Origin of the sequence: Serratia sp. PL17, from assembly GCF_017832355.1 — a bacterium.
Classification (GTDB): Bacteria; Pseudomonadota; Gammaproteobacteria; order Enterobacterales; family Enterobacteriaceae; genus Serratia.
On the sequence record NZ_JAFIBY010000006.1, the window covers coordinates 164,906 to 182,008 of the forward strand.

Consider the following 17,103-nt stretch of genomic DNA (forward strand, 5'->3'; position numbering starts at 1 on the left):
TAGTGACTTAATTACGGTTTTTCGGAGATTTTGCGCAGGTATTCGTTATTTTTAAACGCAATGATGATCATTTCGAAGCAAACGCGAGTGAACACGCCGCCGATAATGATAGCAAACAGACCACGGAAGAACTCACCGTAGAACATAGAACCGATCCCGCCGAGAAGAATGCCCAGCAGGCAAAGCCAGTAAACGCCGGTGATGATTTTCGGTGTCAGCATCGCGTCAAAAAAGAAAATGTTTTTCATTGTAAATCCTTCCTTAGGCCAGTATTTAATTATCCCAGAGGCGCCGCATCGGTGCGACACGCCCTTTTTTGTCACACCGGTTATGATAACGAGTAACGCGACGAAAAGCGCACTGAAATCAACAAGCCATTACATAAGGGTTGAGGATGCTTAACAAAACGGGCAAGAAAATACTCGGCGGTTTGGCGGCGTTGTTGCTGTTCAGCCAAAGCGCACTGGCACAGGAAACGCTGATCTTCGTACGCCACGGTGAAAAACCCGCCGACAACAGCGGCCAGTTAACCTGCAAAGGGCTGAACCGCGCGCTGGCGCTGCCAGACGTGCTACTGAACCGTTATGGCAAGCCGGACTTTATCTTTGCCGCCGGGCCGAAAGAGAATAAAACCGGCAGTTCGCTGCGGGCGCTGTCGACCATTATGCCCACCGCCGTACGCGTGGGGTTACCGATCGGCCTTCAGTTCCACGCCAATGATATCGCCGGGTTGCAGCAAGAGCTGCTCAGCGATAAATACCAGAACTCGCGTATCTTCATCGCTTGGGAGCATAAGAATCTCGATAAGGCGGTGAAGAACATCGTTGCCGCACGCGGTGGCGACGCCAGTCTAGTGCCCGAATGGCCAGGCAGCGACTTCGACAGCATCTTTGTGGTTACGCTGGATCAGGGCAAGGTATCATTCAGGCAGGAAAGCGAGGGTTTGACCCAGTTGTCAGAAAATTGCCCTTCTGCAGGATAAGTAAGATTGCAGGCAACTGCTCTGAGAGCTTGATCGTGGGGTCTATTTATAATGGCACCCCCTCTAGAAATAAAAGGGTTATTATCCGTTTAAAATCATTTTGAACAACTCAGGTGGATGGCTTATTGATTTGGCATAGCCAAATAATTATTAACCTGCGGCCCTCTCTTACCCAGACTCAGCCGACTGCCCGCAGTATTCACAAACAAGATCTCATCATCCAGCAGAGAGAAAGTTATTGTACAAAGCGGGAATTTCGACACCCGAGTTCTCTTTTAACTTCCTGCATGATCTTGTTTTGATCGCCCAACATAAAATCTTTGTAGAATACCGGCAGGCTGTTTGAAAACCGCAATATATTCACGCTAATAATAAAAGGGTCATGGAATGCTTGAACTATTTGATATCAGCTACGAAGAGCTGAGAATGACACACTCTAACGAGCTCTACCGGCTGAGAAAGAAAACTTTTAGCGATCGGTTGGGTTGGGACGTAGCATGCAACCTCGATATGGAGTTTGATGAGTTTGATAACTCCGGCACGCGCTACATACTCGGCTTGTGCAAAGGGCAGCTGGTCTGCAGCGTGCGTTTTACCGCGCTGAGCCAGCCCAACATGATAACCCACACATTCCGCACCTGTTTTGACAGCGTGGAGCTCCCCATAGATGGAATAGAATCAAGTCGCTTTTTTGTCGACAAAGCTCGGGCGCGGCGGCTACTTGGCGAGCGGTACCCAGTCAGTCAGGCTCTGTTCCTGGCCATGATCAATTGGGCCCAGCACCATAAACGCAATGACATTCACACAATCGTGAGTCGGGCGATGTTGAGGATACTCGAACGCTCAGGGTGGCAAATCCGCGTACTTAAAGAAGCTTTCCTCAGCGAACGCGAACGTATTTATCTGATAGTTCTACCGACAGGGCAAGAAGATCGGAACCAAATGGCATCAGGGATCATTAGCATGCTTGGTTGTTCGGCACCGTCTGTTATCACCTGGCCGCTGTCGCTGCCGGCGTTATAAGCTCCAGCTCAACGCCCAGCCGGATGGCCTGCCGGGCGTTACTGACGCCCAACTTAACCACAATATTACCCATATGAAACTTCACCGTACTCACGGAAATGCCTGCAATGGCAGCAATCTCTCCATAAGTTTTTCCCATACTGGCCCAATAAAGCACCTCATTCTCCCGATGAGTAAAAATGGGTTTATCCTTGTCTACATGGTGTTTATGACTGTTGGATGAAGCGGAGCCAGCAAGACGATACATCTGTTCATTAATATCGATCAGCAACATCTGCATGGCTCCGCGATCGGACGAGAGCCGCTTTTCCAGTTCACCTTGTCCGTTGTTGGCGATAATGACAGACAACAACGCCAGATTGTTCATATGGTCATGCAGCACAAAAGTGAAGCCGTTCACGATGTTGTACCGTCTAGAAAGCGAGAAAATCTTGGTGAACTTCAGATCTGACATGAGAGTGATATTTTCATCCCACGCAAATGGCGAGGTGCGTTTGAACGCGGTCAGTATCACCGGATCGGTGAGTTGAAAATTATTGGCACGGTAGAGGTCCACCCATTCATCAGGGTAACTGGAAATGATAAGCACATCTGACGGATTTTTCTTTCTAACAACCGTATAAGCGTATTCCGGGCTACCGAGTGCAGACAGCTTTCTGTCGATATGATCTCGGAGCGTTTCCGTTATTGTTTGATTTTCATTGAAGATAGAAAACATACAGGCTCCGTGGCGGTCTGGCTTTCCCTTTAGTGAGACAACCTGAACTTAAGTATAGGTATGGATGGGACTTAAGTACAACTTACGGATTCGGAACCGCAACATATAATGAATCTCGTTAGGCGCTGGAAAAAAAACCTGACCTATACGGTCAGGTAGCCAACACAGCCAACACCAGGGAAAAATTTCCGGTCAGACAGGATATCCAAAAAGTCACTGCTGGCCGGGAGCCTTACTTTAGCACTGCTAATTTATCCTTTCAAACCCATCTTCGCAAAGTGCGCTGATAGAAACTAAGCGTTCCGGTACCATTCAGGTAACAATAATTACTAGAAACAAAGTCGACGCCCAAAGAATCAGGAGGAAGAGCGAAAATTATTATACGTGACACCGTTTTGGTAAATCAGATCGCTACTTGAAAAGAATAATAATTTAATATAGTTATTAAGCAGATATAAAGGCGTTATAAAAGACTTACCTTAACCTTCGCTGAATAAGCAAAACCTATCCTGCATCAGAGATTTCCATTGCCGTTAAAATAAATCCATAACCGCCTAGCGCCATTGCCTCAACCAAGGATTCTGATGCTGAATCCTATTAAACCCATTGAAATTCCCCGTTACCTATCTGTCAGCCGCGTAGTAACTGTAACCATTCACGGTAGCGACGGGTAATACGCGAGGTTCGCCACTGATCCACTATCAATGTGAACAACGGCGAATAGCGTACATTCTTAGAGCGGGCACGCCCCAAGGCGCGGAGACGCCGCTTGATCAATGCCATACGGGCAAGCGCCGCCATCATTTGATTCTTCCATGTTACCGGGGTTGGTAATGCATGCGGTTCATGGCCGGCTTTCCATTGCAGCGGCAGATCCGGCACCTCCGCCATGGCCGTCGCGATACCCACAACAGCGACGCCGCTATCCAACACCTGTTGAGCCACAGACTTACGCGCAATACCGCCTGTCGTCATCACCGGCATGCTGGCGACGGCGGCAAGTTCGCGGGCAAACTCCAGAAAATAAGCCTCACGTGCTAGCCGACGGCCGTCTGCGGTCTGGCCTTGCATCGCTGGGCTTTCGTAACTGCCGCCAGACAACTCGATCAGATCGACCGGCAGTTTATTCAGCAGCATAATTACCTGTTTCGCATCATCTTCAGAGAATCCACCGCGCTGGAAATCGGCAGAGTTCAACTTAACCGCGACGCAGAAATGGGGAGACACGCGCTCACGTACTCGCTGTACAATCTCCACCAGTAAACGAGCACGGTTATTGAGATTATCCCCCCACTGATCGGTACGCTGGTTAGTGAGCGGTGACAAAAATTGAGAAATCAAATAACCATGCGCCGCGTGGATCTCCACCCCGGTAAAACCTGCCTGCTCGGCGGCATAGGCGGTGGCTGCAAAGCGTTCGATCACCTCGTCGATTTGCTTCAAGCTCATGGCAATGGGTTGCGCAAACAGCTTACTGTGCTTCCCCAGCGCCAGCGGAATCGCGGAGGGTGCCCAAGCGTTGCCACCCATGCTGGCCATCACCTGGCGACCCGGGTGATTGATTTGCATCCAAACCTGAGCCCCGTTTTGGCGTGCGACTTTTGCCCACGCCCTGAACGGTTCCAACGGCGTATTTTCCTCAAGCACCACCCCGCCAGGGCCGGTCATGGCTCGGCCATCAATCATCACGTTGCCGGTAATGATCAAACCGGCACCGCCATCAGCCCAGGATTGATACAAGCGCTGCAGCGTGAGGCCAGGCAGTTGGCCTGACTCAGCCATATTCTCTTCCATCGCGGCCTTGGCCAAGCGATTCGGCAAAATACTGCCATTGGGCAGGGTAAGTGGGGTGAACATGATGCTGACTCCTCAATCGACAATAGAATAGTTATACTAAGTTTAAAGTTAACTTTAAGGTCAATAGGGCATGAAGATAGGCGAACTGGCGGAACGTTCCGGGCTAGCCGCATCGGCGATACGTTACTACGAACAGCAAGGGTTACTGCCCAAGACGGTGCGCGGTGCCAATGGATATCGCGTCTATGAAGAAGGTGCTCTGGAGCGCTTGCATATGATTCAGATTGGACAAAATCTGGGTTTCACGCTGGGAGCTATCCGCAAGGTGCTTGCCCTGCAAGGCACGGCATACCAGGATGGGTTGATGCAAGGCATGGATCTACGCTTGGTTGAGATTGACCAACTGATGGAAACCCTGAGTCAACAACGTGAGGCGTTGCTGGATGCCCGACAGAAACTGCTCGAATTAGGGCTGACAGGGATTTGCCAGAACACACCCGAACCAATATTGCCCCCCAAAAGAAGAAGATAAAATCCAAACGATCCTTCTCGTTTTCCTTCCCGCGGGGCTTCGACGTTATTGTTGAAAAGATTAATACCGACGGCCGGTTTCATCTGCACCTCAACCATGGTTGATGCCGCAAGGCAGCTAATTTGGGCTCTGGTAGCGACAGAGATCGGCGTAAGGGTCTTTAGTGCATCTAGTATATCAAGTATGTCCCTTGTCCAAGGTGTGTCTACAACCTTACGTGCCGATAAGGGAACATAAATTAAGCTTCGAGTATAAATAAATGCCCTTAGATTAATATTTCACATCCTATTTCCATCCATTCTATACCTATCTTGAAAATGAAGGCTGTTTTATAACCAATAAATAAACAGCATCAACCTTACCACATGCTGGATTATTTCATTTACGCCAGGCCGCTTGATAATATTAAAAAATCCATGATTTCCTGAGTGTATAAACGCTATCAGCAATCGCACCACATTAAATAAAATTTGTTTTTATCGATAACATAAAAATATTATCACTTACGTCTAATAGGCCACGCGCCCTACGCCTAAAAGCTAATTTTCATAAGAGAACCATCATCTTAAATAACTCCAATCGATTACGAATACCGAATTTTTTGCCAACGTTGTTAAGGTGTGAGTAGACAGTTTTTGGGTTCAGATTTAACCGTCTAGCGGTGATCCCAACATCCCAAGTCCGAGCAGTTTCGCACAAAACCGCAATCTCCCCACGTGTAATATGCGCCGTTTTACTTTTTTTTAACCCGCAACTATTCGCTGGATGTCCCTGGTCAATCAATGAAATGCATGTTTCCTTTATTACTTTCAGTGATGAACTTTTATTTAAAATCGCATCAGGATTTGCTTCGGAGATAAGAGAGGATATGAGAGGCGATGTCCTATCTATGAAAAATAGTAATTTTACAGATAAATACTTATAACGAAGCAAATTGATAAATCTCAAGTAATCCTCAAAAGAATAAATTTCCCTAGGGAAATCCATAATGATCAGATCAGGATCTTCTTTTATTCTTTCCAATATACTTTCAGAGGGTTTATGAAAAAACAAAACTCCACCAAGTAATTCTTTTACGCCTATTCTACACAGCGGTGAGCTATCAATATAAATCACATTCAATTTAATTCTCCTTAAAAACACAAAACACTCTTCCATACCAAATGAATTTTGTCGCTGTTCTTTTTTGTGGAGATTAGCACGCTAATCAAATAATTAATTACATTCTCATAACATATTTATACACACTTCACATCGATTGCAGCAAGGATATTTAGCCGCAAAAAAGACATGAATGTTTCTAGATGTTTCAAATTAAAAAAACACCAATCTAGAGATATCGCAACATAATGATATAGATCTATTTTATATTTTTGGTGATACGAAAAAAATGAAAACAAATGTAACAAAAGAGCGCCAGGATTATTTTTAAGATCAAAACTCCTATAGAGAAAATTCTTAGTTTGTTAGGATAAAAATCCATGCTTGCAGAACCGTTTAAAAGACAAATTTGCAACATGCTTATTCAATAGACGCACGTCAGCACATGTCAGTAATTTATTACTGCCAGGACCGCTTTTATCTAAAGTAAATTAAAGGGCATTTCATATGAATGTTAAATTAGTTGCATTATCAATGCTGCTTCTATCTGGCACCTGCGCGGCCGCTTCTTCAAACACAGTTCAATTCAAAGGTGAAGTCAGCACACAGACCTGCTCGGTGAATATTAATGGCAACGAATCCAACCCGGTCGTCCTATTACCTACTGTCGCAGTAAGTAAACTCGCAACTAAAGGCGCAACTGCCGGTGACACCTCATTTACCGTCAATGTGACAGGTTGTGCTGCAGCGAGCAGTGATACGGCGATTAAAACCGTGCTTGCAGGCAATAACCCTACAGCCAATGGCAACCTCGGCAACGCGGGCGACGCTGCCAAGGTATCCATTCAACTTCTGGATAGCGACGCTTCGACACCATTATCATTCGCTACTGGCTCTACTGTCACCACCAAGGCGATGACACTGGCACAAGGCGCCACTTCCACCTCACAAAACCTGGTGGCCCGCTACTACGCGGAAGATACCGGCGCGGCTGCAGGTTCGGTGATCGCCACGGCACAATTCGCCATTAGCTACAAATAAATCGACCTTCAAGCGCAATACCTGCTGATGCCAGCGCCGCCCCGCTCCTGGGCGGCGCTGAATGATTCGCCACCTTTATCGGTTCACCTTTATGCCGCAGATAACCCGTTTCGTTCGCCGTTGGGCAGTCCTGTCAATTTGCCTGGTAAGCCTATCCTTCACCAGCGCATCGGCCAGTGTCACGCTGCTCGGTAATCGCATTATCTATCCTGCCGACGCGCGGGAAAAAACGCTGCAGTTCACCAACGATGGTGACACTCCGGCCCTAATACAAATCTGGCTCGACATTAATAACCCGAAGTCCACCCCGGAAAACGCCGATGCGCCTTTTATCACATCGCCACAAATCTTTCGTATTAATGCGCACAGCGGGCAGATGGTACGGCTGTCGTTTGTAGGCCAGCAGCTCCCGAGCGACCGCGAATCCCTGTTCTATTTTAACTTCTTGCAGGTTCCCGCTATCCGTCAGGCGGACAGCGACAAAAACAAGTTGCTGTTATTACTCACCAACAGGCTCAAGGTGTTTTATCGCCCTGCAGGTCTGGCTGGCGACGCCAATCACATTATCGATCAATTAAGCCTTCGCCATATCGGTAACACGCTGTATGTCAGCAATCCGACCAGTTACTACGCCAACGTTAGCCAAGCCGTGATCGCAAAGGGCGCAAAACGTACCGCGATCCCGCAGGCAGACCTAATACCGCCTTTCTCACAAGTTAACTGGCCGTTAAATAGCGATGCGCAACAGGTCGACCTGAGCGTGATCAATGACTATGGGGTGGAAATATCGCGAACCCTGAACGTCACGCGCTGAAACCAAACAGGGAGGTTTCCATGTTCGATGTCCATAAGACGGTTTTTTTTCCCTCGCGTTGGTGTTGCGCGTTCCTTGCGCTGCCAATGAGCTACGCCACCGCCGACAAATACGCTTTTGATCCAACACTGCTGCGCGGCAGCGTACTGAGTAATAGCGCCTTGAGCCAGTTCAACCAGCAGGATGTCGTCACGCCCGGAAGTTATCAGCTCGATCTCTACCTCAACGGCCAGTTTCTCGAACGTGACCAAATCCGCTTCGTGCGCGAAGGAAAACAGGTGTTACCCTGCTTCGATCAACGACAGCTGGCACGCTTCGGGCTTAAAAATCCGCCGGCGACGACGGGAACTGCCTGCCTGTTGCCCGGCCGGGATCTCAAAGATATCGCAGTGAACACCGATATTTCGCAACTGCATCTGGATCTGAGTATTCCACAAGCTTTGTTGAACGGCAGCCCGCGTGGTAGCGTCAATCCCGCTAGCCTGGACAGCGGCGAATCGATGGCCTTCATCAATTACAACCTCAACCAGTACCACGTCAGCTATCGCCAAGGCCAGACCCGCAATCTTGACTCGACCTACGCCAACCTGAACGGCGGTTTTGCCCTCGGGCTATGGCGCTATCGCCAACAATCCAGCTACCGCTACGATCACGAGTTCGGCGGACATCTGGATACTAGCCGTCGCTACATACAGCGCGCTATCTTGCCGTGGCGCAGCGAAATGTTGCTTGGGGAAGGTTTTACCGACGGGCACTTTTTCTCCGGTCTGGGGTTTCGTGGTGTTCAGTTGAGTTCCGACGACCGTATGCTTGCAGATTCGCAGCGTGGCTACGCGCCAGTGGTTCGCGGTGTAGCAAAAAGCAACGCCCGAGTGACGGTACTACAGGGAAAAAGCACGCTGTATGAAACCACCGTAGCGCCAGGGCCGTTTGCAATTAACGATCTGTATGCCACCAACTACGCTGGCGATCTCACTGTAATGGTGACCGAAGCGGACGGCAGCGTCACTACCTTCACTGTCCCATTCGCCGCCGTGCCTGAATCTATACGCCCTGGTCAGTCCCGGTATTCAGCCACCGTCGGACGCTCCCGATACGTCGGCGATAACGATCTGTTCAGCGAAGTCACATGGCAGCATGGATTGACCAACGAATTGACATTCAACCTCGGTAACCAGTTATCGGACGGCTATCAGGCGATACTGTTGGGCGGCGTTTACAGCAGTTGGCTTGGCGCGTTCGGCATGGACACCACCTATTCGCACGCCAGCCTGCCCGAGGGCGGCACGTCTGGCTGGATGCTGCACCTCTCTTACAGTAGAACCTTCAGTCCGACCGACACCACCTTGTCCATCGCAGGTTACCGCTACTCCACCGAAGGCTTTCGCGATCTCAGCGACGTACTCGGCGTGCGGCGTGCCGCCGTCATAAGCCAGCGCTGGCAGTCCGACTCCTACCGCCAGCGTTCCCGCTTCGAGGTCGCCATCAACCAAGGCATGGATATGTTGGGTAGCTTGACGGTGTCTGGCTCCACTCAGGACTATCGCGATCAACGCGGCCGTGACAATCAGCTCCAACTGGGCTGGGGGAAAACCTTCGGTAACGGCGTGGCACTCAACCTCTCCATCACCCGCACCCGCAACTTGGGGTACCGCGTCGGCGACGACAATTATCGTGGTTACGGGCCGCAGGATAACGTTTACAGCGCCCCGCTCGCGCAGAGCGCGCAAACAGTGACCGCTTTCTCGCTCAGCTTCCCGATCGGGCGTTCATCATCTGCCCCCAGTGTCTCTCTGCTGGCCAACCATAGCCAGGGGCAGGGAGGTAACTACCAGACTGCACTGTCAGGCAGCGTTGGTGAACAGCAACCGGTAAGTTACGGCCTGAACTTCACCACCGACGACAACCGAAGACAAAGCGTTTGGGGGGGGAACCTGCAAACCCGCCTGCCTTACACCAACGTCACCGGATCGTTATCTGCAGCCCGTCAGTACCGGCAGGGTTCCCTATCGCTGCAAGGCGCAGTGGTGGGGCATCGTGGTGGCGTGACTCTAGGCCCGTATGTTGGCGACACCTTTGCCCTGATCGATGCACCAGGCGCCAGCGGTGCATTAGTGATGGACGGTCAGGGCGCACGCGTAGACCGCTTCGGTTATGCCCTGGCGCCTGCACTGGTGCCCTATCACTACAACACCATCGCACTGAATCCCGAGGGCATGAACGATAAAACGGAGCTAGAAGATGGTCAGCGGCGCGTGGCACCTTATGCCGGCGCAACGGTTCGCTTGCGGTTTAACACCGTACGCGGCCAGGCGCTGCTGATCACCGCGCAGCGGCCCGACAATGCGCCGATCCCCATGGGCGCCAACGTTTTCGATCCGACAGGCAAAAGCGTGGGCATGGTCGGCCAAGCTAATCAGATTTATCTGCGCAGCGACCAAACCGCAAGCGAGCTGACGCTGAACTGGGGCGATGCGCCCAATCAGCAGTGCAAATTGCGCTATCAACTGCCTGAAACTGAAGACAGGCCGATTCAGCGACTCAACGCCCGTTGCCGCTAATCTATTCAACTTATCATCAGGAGAAACGATGAAACGCATTTCTTATTTTGTCGCCGGCCCGGCACTATTCACCGTGTCGCTGCTCGGTACAGCCACTGCGCTGGCGCAATGCACTCGGGTCGCCCCCTGGGTCGATTCCGGCTGCGATCCGTGCGGCGTAGGCACGGCGCTGGGCCGGGTAAACCTGACCAGCACCTATCTGCAGCCCGTCGGAACGCCACTGAGCACCAGCGTGTTCAATCTAACGTCTGGCACACGTTATCCCGATCCCAATAAGGTGCTGTATGAGTGCGACGCAAGTGACGCCGGGCAGATCTATGAAGTCTTCGCCACCAACGGCGACGATCGTGTCGGCGGTTATTACGATCTGGGTGCGCAGGACGGTAATCCCAACTATTATGCCACCTACTTTCCCTACGTCGGCATACGCTTGACCCACCTGGACTCCGGCAAGATTTTTACCCGGTACTGGCAATCTGCACCAATTACGCGCTACGCGTCCGTCGGCAACAAAATTCAGGTCAGGGTGAAAGATTTCAGCACCATCCGCGCCGATCTGATTCGGATCAGTTCATTGCCAGGCGCGGGTGCCAGCAACTACTGCGGTTACAACGCCAGCAATCCACTGGATGGGATGGCATCGACTAACGGCAACTCAAACTATACCTGCACCCAGCCAAACGGCTATGTCACCTTTCAAGGGCCTGGTATCCCCTCAGACCCTATCGGCAGTGACTCCGCCACCAACTACTCAACCTGGGGTACCGGACGTTGGAACGCGATAGGCATGGGCACCTCGCCTATCTCCACACTTACCTATACCGCTACCTGTGTGGCGCGCAACGTCACACCGTTGGTGATTCTACCGACCATATCAGTCAGCCAACTGACCGCAGGGCAAACCTCTCAGGCGCAGTTCACTATCAATATAGAGTGCGATAACGCCGCCGTTTCCGGCGTCAACATCAACAATACAGCCCTTGGCTTGCAGGTCCCATATGAAAGCTATGTGGCCGCACAGCAACTCGGCCTGGTCAGCGCCAACGGCGGTGTGAGTTACCTGCTATCAAGCGGCTACGGCGCAGACAGTAGTGTCGCCACCGGTGTTGGCATCGCGCTCTCTAACGCTGGCAACGGCGCACCGATGAACTTCGTCGGGTGGGCCCGCTGCAATGCAGGGCAATGCCCACTGGGCAGCAACGCTGGCTGGTATCCGGTACTCAGCGGCACCAACAGCGGTGGCAGCACGGCGGCAGGTTTCACACACTACACCACCCAGCTCACCGCCACGCTTGCCCGGCTGCCCGGGCAAACTGTCACCGCCGGCAAAGTGGACGCCAAGGCCTACGTCTGGGTTAAGGTGCAATAATGAGAAATAAATTTCTGACAATAGGATGCACGCTGTTGCTGGCGCTGGCGCTGGCGGCAATGGATGCGCAGGCGGGCATCATCGCTTCCGCCACCCGGGTGATTTTCCACGAGGGAGATACGGAAAAGACCTTGATGTTGCTCAATACCAACGACTATCCGATTGTGGCTCAAACTTGGGTCGACAACGGAGATGTCAACGCCGCACCTGAACTATCTAACGCCCCCTTTATCACACTGCCCAGCGTATTCGCCATGCAGCCAAAGGCGTTGAAAGGGCTAAGAATAATTTTTTCCGGTGAAACCATGCCTGCCGGAAGGGAGTCAGTGTATTGGCTCAATCTGTATGAAATCCCACCTAATTGGCCTGCTACACCGCCATTGACGTCGCGCGTGACGTTGGCGATGAACACGCAGATGAAAATTTTCTACCGGCCGAAAACGCTAAAGGGTAAAGCCAACAACGCAGCCGAAGCCGCTTCGTTTACGCTAACGACATCGCCGAATGGTTACTTGCTGCGCTGCAACAACAGTTCGGCCTTTTACCTTTCTTTCTCACGCCTGTCCGTTCAAATAGGTAATCGCGATTACCTGATACGGCAAGAAAGTGACATGATGACCGCACCATTCAGCATCCGAGATTATCAGCTCAACAATATTGCCGAGCTCGACATCCCTTCCCAAGTCACAGTCCAGACAACCATCATTAATGATCAAGGCCAGCAAGTCTCTAAATCATACTCAGCAAATAAATAAATATAAAAGCAATAAGTTTTTAATTACAGGAAATAGAAAAATGAGTCTAAGCAGATTTCAATTACAGTTCCAGATGGAGAATCAGGCAAAAAAAATAAGGAACTCACAAAATTTTCACGCAGCAATCGTCAAGCATGGCGAATTACTGAAGGATACTTACAAGAAACATCCGCTGTTTTATAAGATCATCTTCAGAAACAGTCGATTTATTGTTTGCTCAACCATACTATCTATTTATTATCTTCAGAGTAATGCCAGCTTGAAAGATATAAAAAAATTCTTCAAAGGAAAAAATATTATCAGCGAAAGTTCCCTGGACTCCTTCCTTTTCTTTTTGCGGGTGGGGCGTAGATTGGAGATTAAACCCTGCGACCGAGACAGGCGCCTAATGTGTTACAAGCCAACGCTCCATGCATTGTTTGAAACACAAGCACTCATCGCCTCAATAGCATTACCTTATCAGATGTTGACACCAAAGATGCCTATAGTGGCATTGCTCGAGAACCCTGGTTTTATACCCGATTTTTTCGCTGCCTATGGCCAATTTATGCTCAAAGAAATCTATCTGATCGATTTGGTACCGCAATCCGAATTATTCATCAGCAAAGATGCTGGCCACATGATACTGTTGATGCTATTTATTGAAAGTATCAAGCAGGATTCACCATTGCTTCTTCTCTCTTCCGCCAAAATCGCTAAATGCTGTTCCGTATCGCGTGCTCATATCAATCGAATACTGAAAACGGCGGAAAAATCAGGCTTGCTGTCGACTATAAATAATGTCGTCATCGAACTTAATAGATCGTTCTTCATCATGGCAGAGCGTTATTTAAGTTTATATTTTTCGATGATCGAATTTGGACTTGAAAATGTAGAAAACAATCAGTACGCGTTAAAAGATAAATAACATAGATGTTTCATTAATAGTGAGTAAATAACCACGGTCGAACGAAAATCAACTGGGCTATCATTCAACCCGCAGCCAAGGCCCCTCTTAGGCAAAAATGATGATAATACTGTACTCCAAGCAGATATTGAGGCTAGAGATAAGATCTTAGGCATTTTTGATATTTTACAATGCGCCACTTCCAGTACACTTCGCAGCTCACTATATACATAAATATCGTCAAGAAGAATTTTTACTCAACATCTTAAAATTAGCATTGGAAGAAAAAAAGCTCACAGTAATCGCTTTAAAAATTTATTATTATAGACCATGGGACTATGGCATTAGTGGCTATATCAAGCTATGCATAACAGTTCATTTAAGAGTGAACAGCGTCAGAAAGCATTCTGTTCACACAGGGCTAAGTGAGGCGCTGGTTTCATATTGTTCCGGGAAAAGATCTCCCAAGGCACAAGGACGGTGCCAAAGATTATGATCACACTCGATAAAACAAAATATTACCGCATTCCTTACTTAATAACAATCCATTTACTTGCATAAAATGCAATCACACTTTAAATATATTACATCCAAAGTCTATCTATTTTATAAAAATTCACGAAAACCAATTAACACTTAAATGCAAATCGGTTCGTAAATAAAACCTTCTATAGGTAAATCGACCTGCTCCCTTCCTATTTTCATATGTCCACCAATAAACAAACCGTACAGCTGAGCTGTAGTTGATATACGCATTTTACTCATAGCGTTTCTTTTGTGTGAACTAATTGTTTTATAATTTAATCTATTTCTTTTTGACAAACAAGTAATACTATCTCCCTCAAGCAGACTTGAAAGAACAATGACCTCACTTTGGGTCAGGTTTGATATGGGAGGACCAATACACAGATGTGTGCTTGGTGCAGAAATTAATTTATTATCAATTAATAACAAGAAAAATCTTAAGAACCTTTCCAGGCTGATTTTCTTATGTAATTGCCACGGCCGTATTGCTAGACATTCATTGCTGAATTTCCTAATAAACATAGTGGGTTTTGATGACCAAACCAAGCAGTACGATGAGGGGGAGTTTAAAGCGATGAAATCCGTAAAGTGCCCCCAACTTCTATAGCTTTCATACTTTCCATAAACTTCCATCACGTAAATATCTGCCGGACCATCATTTACTGTGATGCGGATTAACTCTGAAACATCCTTAGCAACACCCACAATATTAATCATTGTGTTAAAATATTTTTCTAGAACATTAATTATGCTATCCCGATAAACCTGCACAGGATCCATAACGATAATCTTTATCTTTTCTTTACTTCCCATGAGCCTCACCTAGATAGCAATTTTATTCTTAAAATAAAAACAACCTTATATTTTTTAAAATGAGGTGTCATTATGGAAAACTGAAAAAAACCATTGACATGCATTGGTTTAATATCAATAAATACTTTATAAAATATAGATATGGGATAAAAAATAGAGATTCCTTTTAAGGGCTATTGATAAACAAATGTCACCCCAACAATGGATTGAACATTTCCCGCTACAACTTGCCCACTGGTTCTTGCATAGCTAGCTGTGAGTCCTAGACTTACAGGGCTTGAACCAACAGTACCCAAAGAAATATTTTTATTCGTGGCTATAATTCCGGTACGATTAGAAAGTTGCACACCCACGCCTGTAGCCGAATTTGAGGATGATGTATTTGAAAAAATAGTATTACCTGTGTCGGTAGTTGAGCCAGTTAGGTAATAGGCCAACTGTTGATTCTGGGCACAGCGAGCGGTCAATGGTATAGCAGCGGTACCTGGATAGTCAGGGAGTGTTACAGTCACATTCCTAGATGAGACATCGCAACCACCAGTGGGAATTATCACATTATTATTAGCATAAATATTCCACGTGAAATTTTTTGGATAACCTCCACCAAAAGTAGCTATTTTATACATTTTCATAACAGCTATTAACTCTCCTGACTGAATCGCCTTGCCTCCAGCTGCCCCCAGAGGGGTCAGGTAAAGACGGAAAGGTAATCCTTGGTAGTAAGTTTGAGTTATAACAACGTTTTCTGTATCAGTGTTTAGTGGCATAGGGTAAGAATTCCTGTTCCAATAAACAGTACCATTGAAGTTTTCTAACGCGCCCCCATATGCCGAACCACCAGTCAATTTCACATAGTCAGTATCTATATTAGGCGGAGTTGAATCATTTTTGCACAGGATTTCACTCGACAGATCTACAATTAGATTCTGCCCCACCCCTATAGACGGAGTAAGATTAACATAAACGTTCGCCGAACCGGCCCCGACAATCTGACCAGTAGAATTGATTTTACAAGTAAATGCTAAGGAAGACGATGAATAAGCCATCAGTAAACATGATGAAATTAATACCACTAAGTCTTTTCTTTTGAGCATGCTTTTTGCTTTAGAAGCAAGTTTCATTTCTGGGCCCCTTGAAAATTAGGCATATGTATACGTGACATTAATTACGGCCTGGATACTGCCTTGCTTTGCGTTGCCATTGACTGATAGTGCACGAACCTGCAAAGGAAGAATTGCGGACTGATTCGAGTCATTAACCTGAACTGCTTTTGTTTTGCCATTATTCAGATTATTTCCACTTGTGTCTTGGAGTTCCAGTTGAAGGTTGGTGGCTCCACCTTGGTTTTTGTAATAACCGGTGCTATCCGTTGTTCCCGTAAAAGTCGCAGTCACTCTTGACGTGCCTATAGGGCAGTTCGTCAAATTCAGCGTGACTGGATGCCATGGTGATCCAGCCCCTGCCTGCGCATAATTGAAGGTAAACAGATCGCCCAAATCTACCGCCGCGGATGGAGTTGATACAGTGCAGGGCTTGGCTACAACGCGCCCGTTTATCGTAATAGTTACGTCAGCAGCATAAGCACTCAATGCCCCATTAATAAGCAGCATCCCCGTCAGAAGGACTTTCTTTATATTCATTATCGTCAGGCTCCTTTACTCAAATTCCAAGGTGAAATTAGCCATCGCAGTTACGGTTCCCGCAGTTACGGGGGAACGTGTTGCCATCAGGCGTGCATAAAAACCTAGGGTATTGGACTGGCCTGGCGTTAATGAAGTCCAGTTAAGAGACGCTTGAGCGGCGTTCAATGGAATAGGATTCTTATCTTTGTCCAATATTTGTATTCCCATACCGCGTGCCGCATTATTTCCAGTATCGATCTTAAGCAGAGTTGTATTGTCCCCGTCTGAAGGCCCCACATATCCCACTCTTACTGCTGTTGCCGAACCTCCACATTTATCGAAAACAATCTTGAATGGGACGGCAAGAGTGACGGATCCTACGCGATAAAGTTGTTTGGCTGCATTACTCATCAAATCTACGGTAAAGTCTTGAGAATCCACCGAAACTGAGCAAGCATTGTCTTTTAGGTAACCTGTAATGGTGATCGTACTGTCCGCGCCATGGGAGTTCGATACGAAAAACGGAAGCAGGCACAGAATTGGAAGGTATTTTCTCATTGATTC

General features: G+C 48.0%; 17 protein-coding genes. 9 read left to right on the forward strand and 8 right to left on the reverse strand.

Features of this window, described 5'->3' with window-relative positions; translation table 11 throughout:
- Positions 1 to 11 precede the first annotated feature (11 nt).
- A complete protein-coding gene (locus tag JOE25_RS19135; RefSeq protein ID WP_209637920.1) occupies positions 12 to 248 on the reverse strand; it encodes a DUF4282 domain-containing protein in 237 nt (78 codons plus the stop codon).
- A gap of 146 nt (positions 249 to 394) precedes the next feature.
- On the opposite strand from JOE25_RS19135, the gene JOE25_RS19140 reads away from it, so the two are divergent.
- The gene (locus tag JOE25_RS19140; protein WP_209637921.1) at positions 395 to 982 is read left to right on the forward strand and encodes a histidine phosphatase family protein; all 588 of its coding nucleotides are present in this window, start codon (positions 395 to 397) and stop codon (positions 980 to 982) included.
- Between the two features lie 387 nt (positions 983 to 1,369).
- Positions 1,370 to 2,005 carry an acyl-homoserine-lactone synthase gene (locus tag JOE25_RS19145; RefSeq protein WP_209637923.1) on the forward strand — a complete coding sequence of 212 codons (636 nt, stop codon included), beginning with the start codon at positions 1,370 to 1,372 and terminating at the stop codon, positions 2,003 to 2,005.
- Here the strand turns inward: JOE25_RS19145 and JOE25_RS19150 are convergent.
- Both JOE25_RS19150 and JOE25_RS19155 read right to left on the reverse strand, forming a co-directional pair.
- Positions 1,974 to 2,723, reverse strand: a complete 750-nt coding sequence (locus tag JOE25_RS19150) for a LuxR family transcriptional regulator (RefSeq protein WP_209637925.1) — start codon at positions 2,721 to 2,723, stop codon at positions 1,974 to 1,976. The genes JOE25_RS19145 and JOE25_RS19150 overlap by 32 nt on opposite strands.
- Positions 2,724 to 3,353: 630 nt before the next feature.
- Positions 3,354 to 4,580, reverse strand: a complete 1,227-nt coding sequence (locus JOE25_RS19155) for an NADH:flavin oxidoreductase/NADH oxidase family protein (RefSeq protein ID WP_209637927.1) — start codon at positions 4,578 to 4,580, stop codon at positions 3,354 to 3,356.
- Between the two features lie 70 nt (positions 4,581 to 4,650).
- Here JOE25_RS19155 and JOE25_RS19160 point away from each other — a divergent pair, with 70 nt between their 5' ends.
- Positions 4,651 to 5,052: a MerR family transcriptional regulator gene (locus tag JOE25_RS19160; protein WP_209637929.1), complete on the forward strand. Its 402-nt coding sequence runs from the start codon at positions 4,651 to 4,653 to the stop codon at positions 5,050 to 5,052.
- 546 nt (positions 5,053 to 5,598) lie between these two features.
- Here the strand turns inward: JOE25_RS19160 and JOE25_RS19165 are convergent.
- Positions 5,599 to 6,168 (reverse strand): LuxR C-terminal-related transcriptional regulator, encoded by a 570-nt coding sequence (locus tag JOE25_RS19165; RefSeq protein ID WP_265556453.1) that lies wholly within the window; start codon positions 6,166 to 6,168, stop codon positions 5,599 to 5,601.
- A 492-nt stretch (positions 6,169 to 6,660) separates the two neighbouring features.
- Here JOE25_RS19165 and JOE25_RS19170 point away from each other — a divergent pair, with 492 nt between their 5' ends.
- From JOE25_RS19170 to JOE25_RS19195, 6 genes are all read left to right on the forward strand, one after another.
- Positions 6,661 to 7,194 (forward strand): fimbrial protein, encoded by a 534-nt coding sequence (locus JOE25_RS19170; protein WP_209637933.1) that lies wholly within the window; start codon positions 6,661 to 6,663, stop codon positions 7,192 to 7,194.
- A 91-nt stretch (positions 7,195 to 7,285) separates the two neighbouring features.
- The gene (locus tag JOE25_RS19175; protein ID WP_209637935.1) at positions 7,286 to 8,008 is read left to right on the forward strand and encodes a molecular chaperone; all 723 of its coding nucleotides are present in this window, start codon (positions 7,286 to 7,288) and stop codon (positions 8,006 to 8,008) included.
- Between the two features lie 86 nt (positions 8,009 to 8,094).
- Positions 8,095 to 10,569 (forward strand): fimbria/pilus outer membrane usher protein, encoded by a 2,475-nt coding sequence (locus tag JOE25_RS19180; protein WP_245210007.1) that lies wholly within the window; start codon positions 8,095 to 8,097, stop codon positions 10,567 to 10,569.
- 28 nt (positions 10,570 to 10,597) lie between these two features.
- Positions 10,598 to 11,938 (forward strand): fimbrial protein, encoded by a 1,341-nt coding sequence (locus tag JOE25_RS19185; RefSeq protein ID WP_209637939.1) that lies wholly within the window; start codon positions 10,598 to 10,600, stop codon positions 11,936 to 11,938.
- The gene (locus tag JOE25_RS19190; RefSeq protein ID WP_209637941.1) at positions 11,938 to 12,693 is read left to right on the forward strand and encodes a molecular chaperone; all 756 of its coding nucleotides are present in this window, start codon (positions 11,938 to 11,940) and stop codon (positions 12,691 to 12,693) included. Before JOE25_RS19185 ends, JOE25_RS19190 begins: the two co-directional genes overlap by 1 nt.
- A 40-nt stretch (positions 12,694 to 12,733) precedes the next feature.
- Positions 12,734 to 13,600 (forward strand): hypothetical protein, encoded by an 867-nt coding sequence (locus JOE25_RS19195; RefSeq protein WP_209637943.1) that lies wholly within the window; start codon positions 12,734 to 12,736, stop codon positions 13,598 to 13,600.
- Positions 13,601 to 14,215: 615 nt separating this feature from the next.
- Here JOE25_RS19195 and JOE25_RS19200 read toward each other — a convergent pair.
- The 4 genes from JOE25_RS19200 to JOE25_RS19215 form a co-directional block, all read right to left on the reverse strand.
- Entirely contained in the window at positions 14,216 to 14,917 is a 702-nt protein-coding gene (locus JOE25_RS19200; protein ID WP_209637945.1) for a LuxR C-terminal-related transcriptional regulator, read from the reverse strand.
- A 173-nt stretch (positions 14,918 to 15,090) separates the two neighbouring features.
- Positions 15,091 to 16,038: a fimbrial protein gene (locus JOE25_RS19205; RefSeq protein WP_280921285.1), complete on the reverse strand. Its 948-nt coding sequence runs from the start codon at positions 16,036 to 16,038 to the stop codon at positions 15,091 to 15,093.
- An 18-nt stretch (positions 16,039 to 16,056) separates the two neighbouring features.
- Entirely contained in the window at positions 16,057 to 16,527 is a 471-nt protein-coding gene (locus JOE25_RS19210; protein ID WP_245210016.1) for a fimbrial protein, read from the reverse strand.
- Positions 16,528 to 16,572: 45 nt separating this feature from the next.
- Entirely contained in the window at positions 16,573 to 17,097 is a 525-nt protein-coding gene (locus JOE25_RS19215; RefSeq protein ID WP_209638133.1) for a fimbrial protein, read from the reverse strand.
- Positions 17,098 to 17,103: the final 6 nt, after the last annotated feature.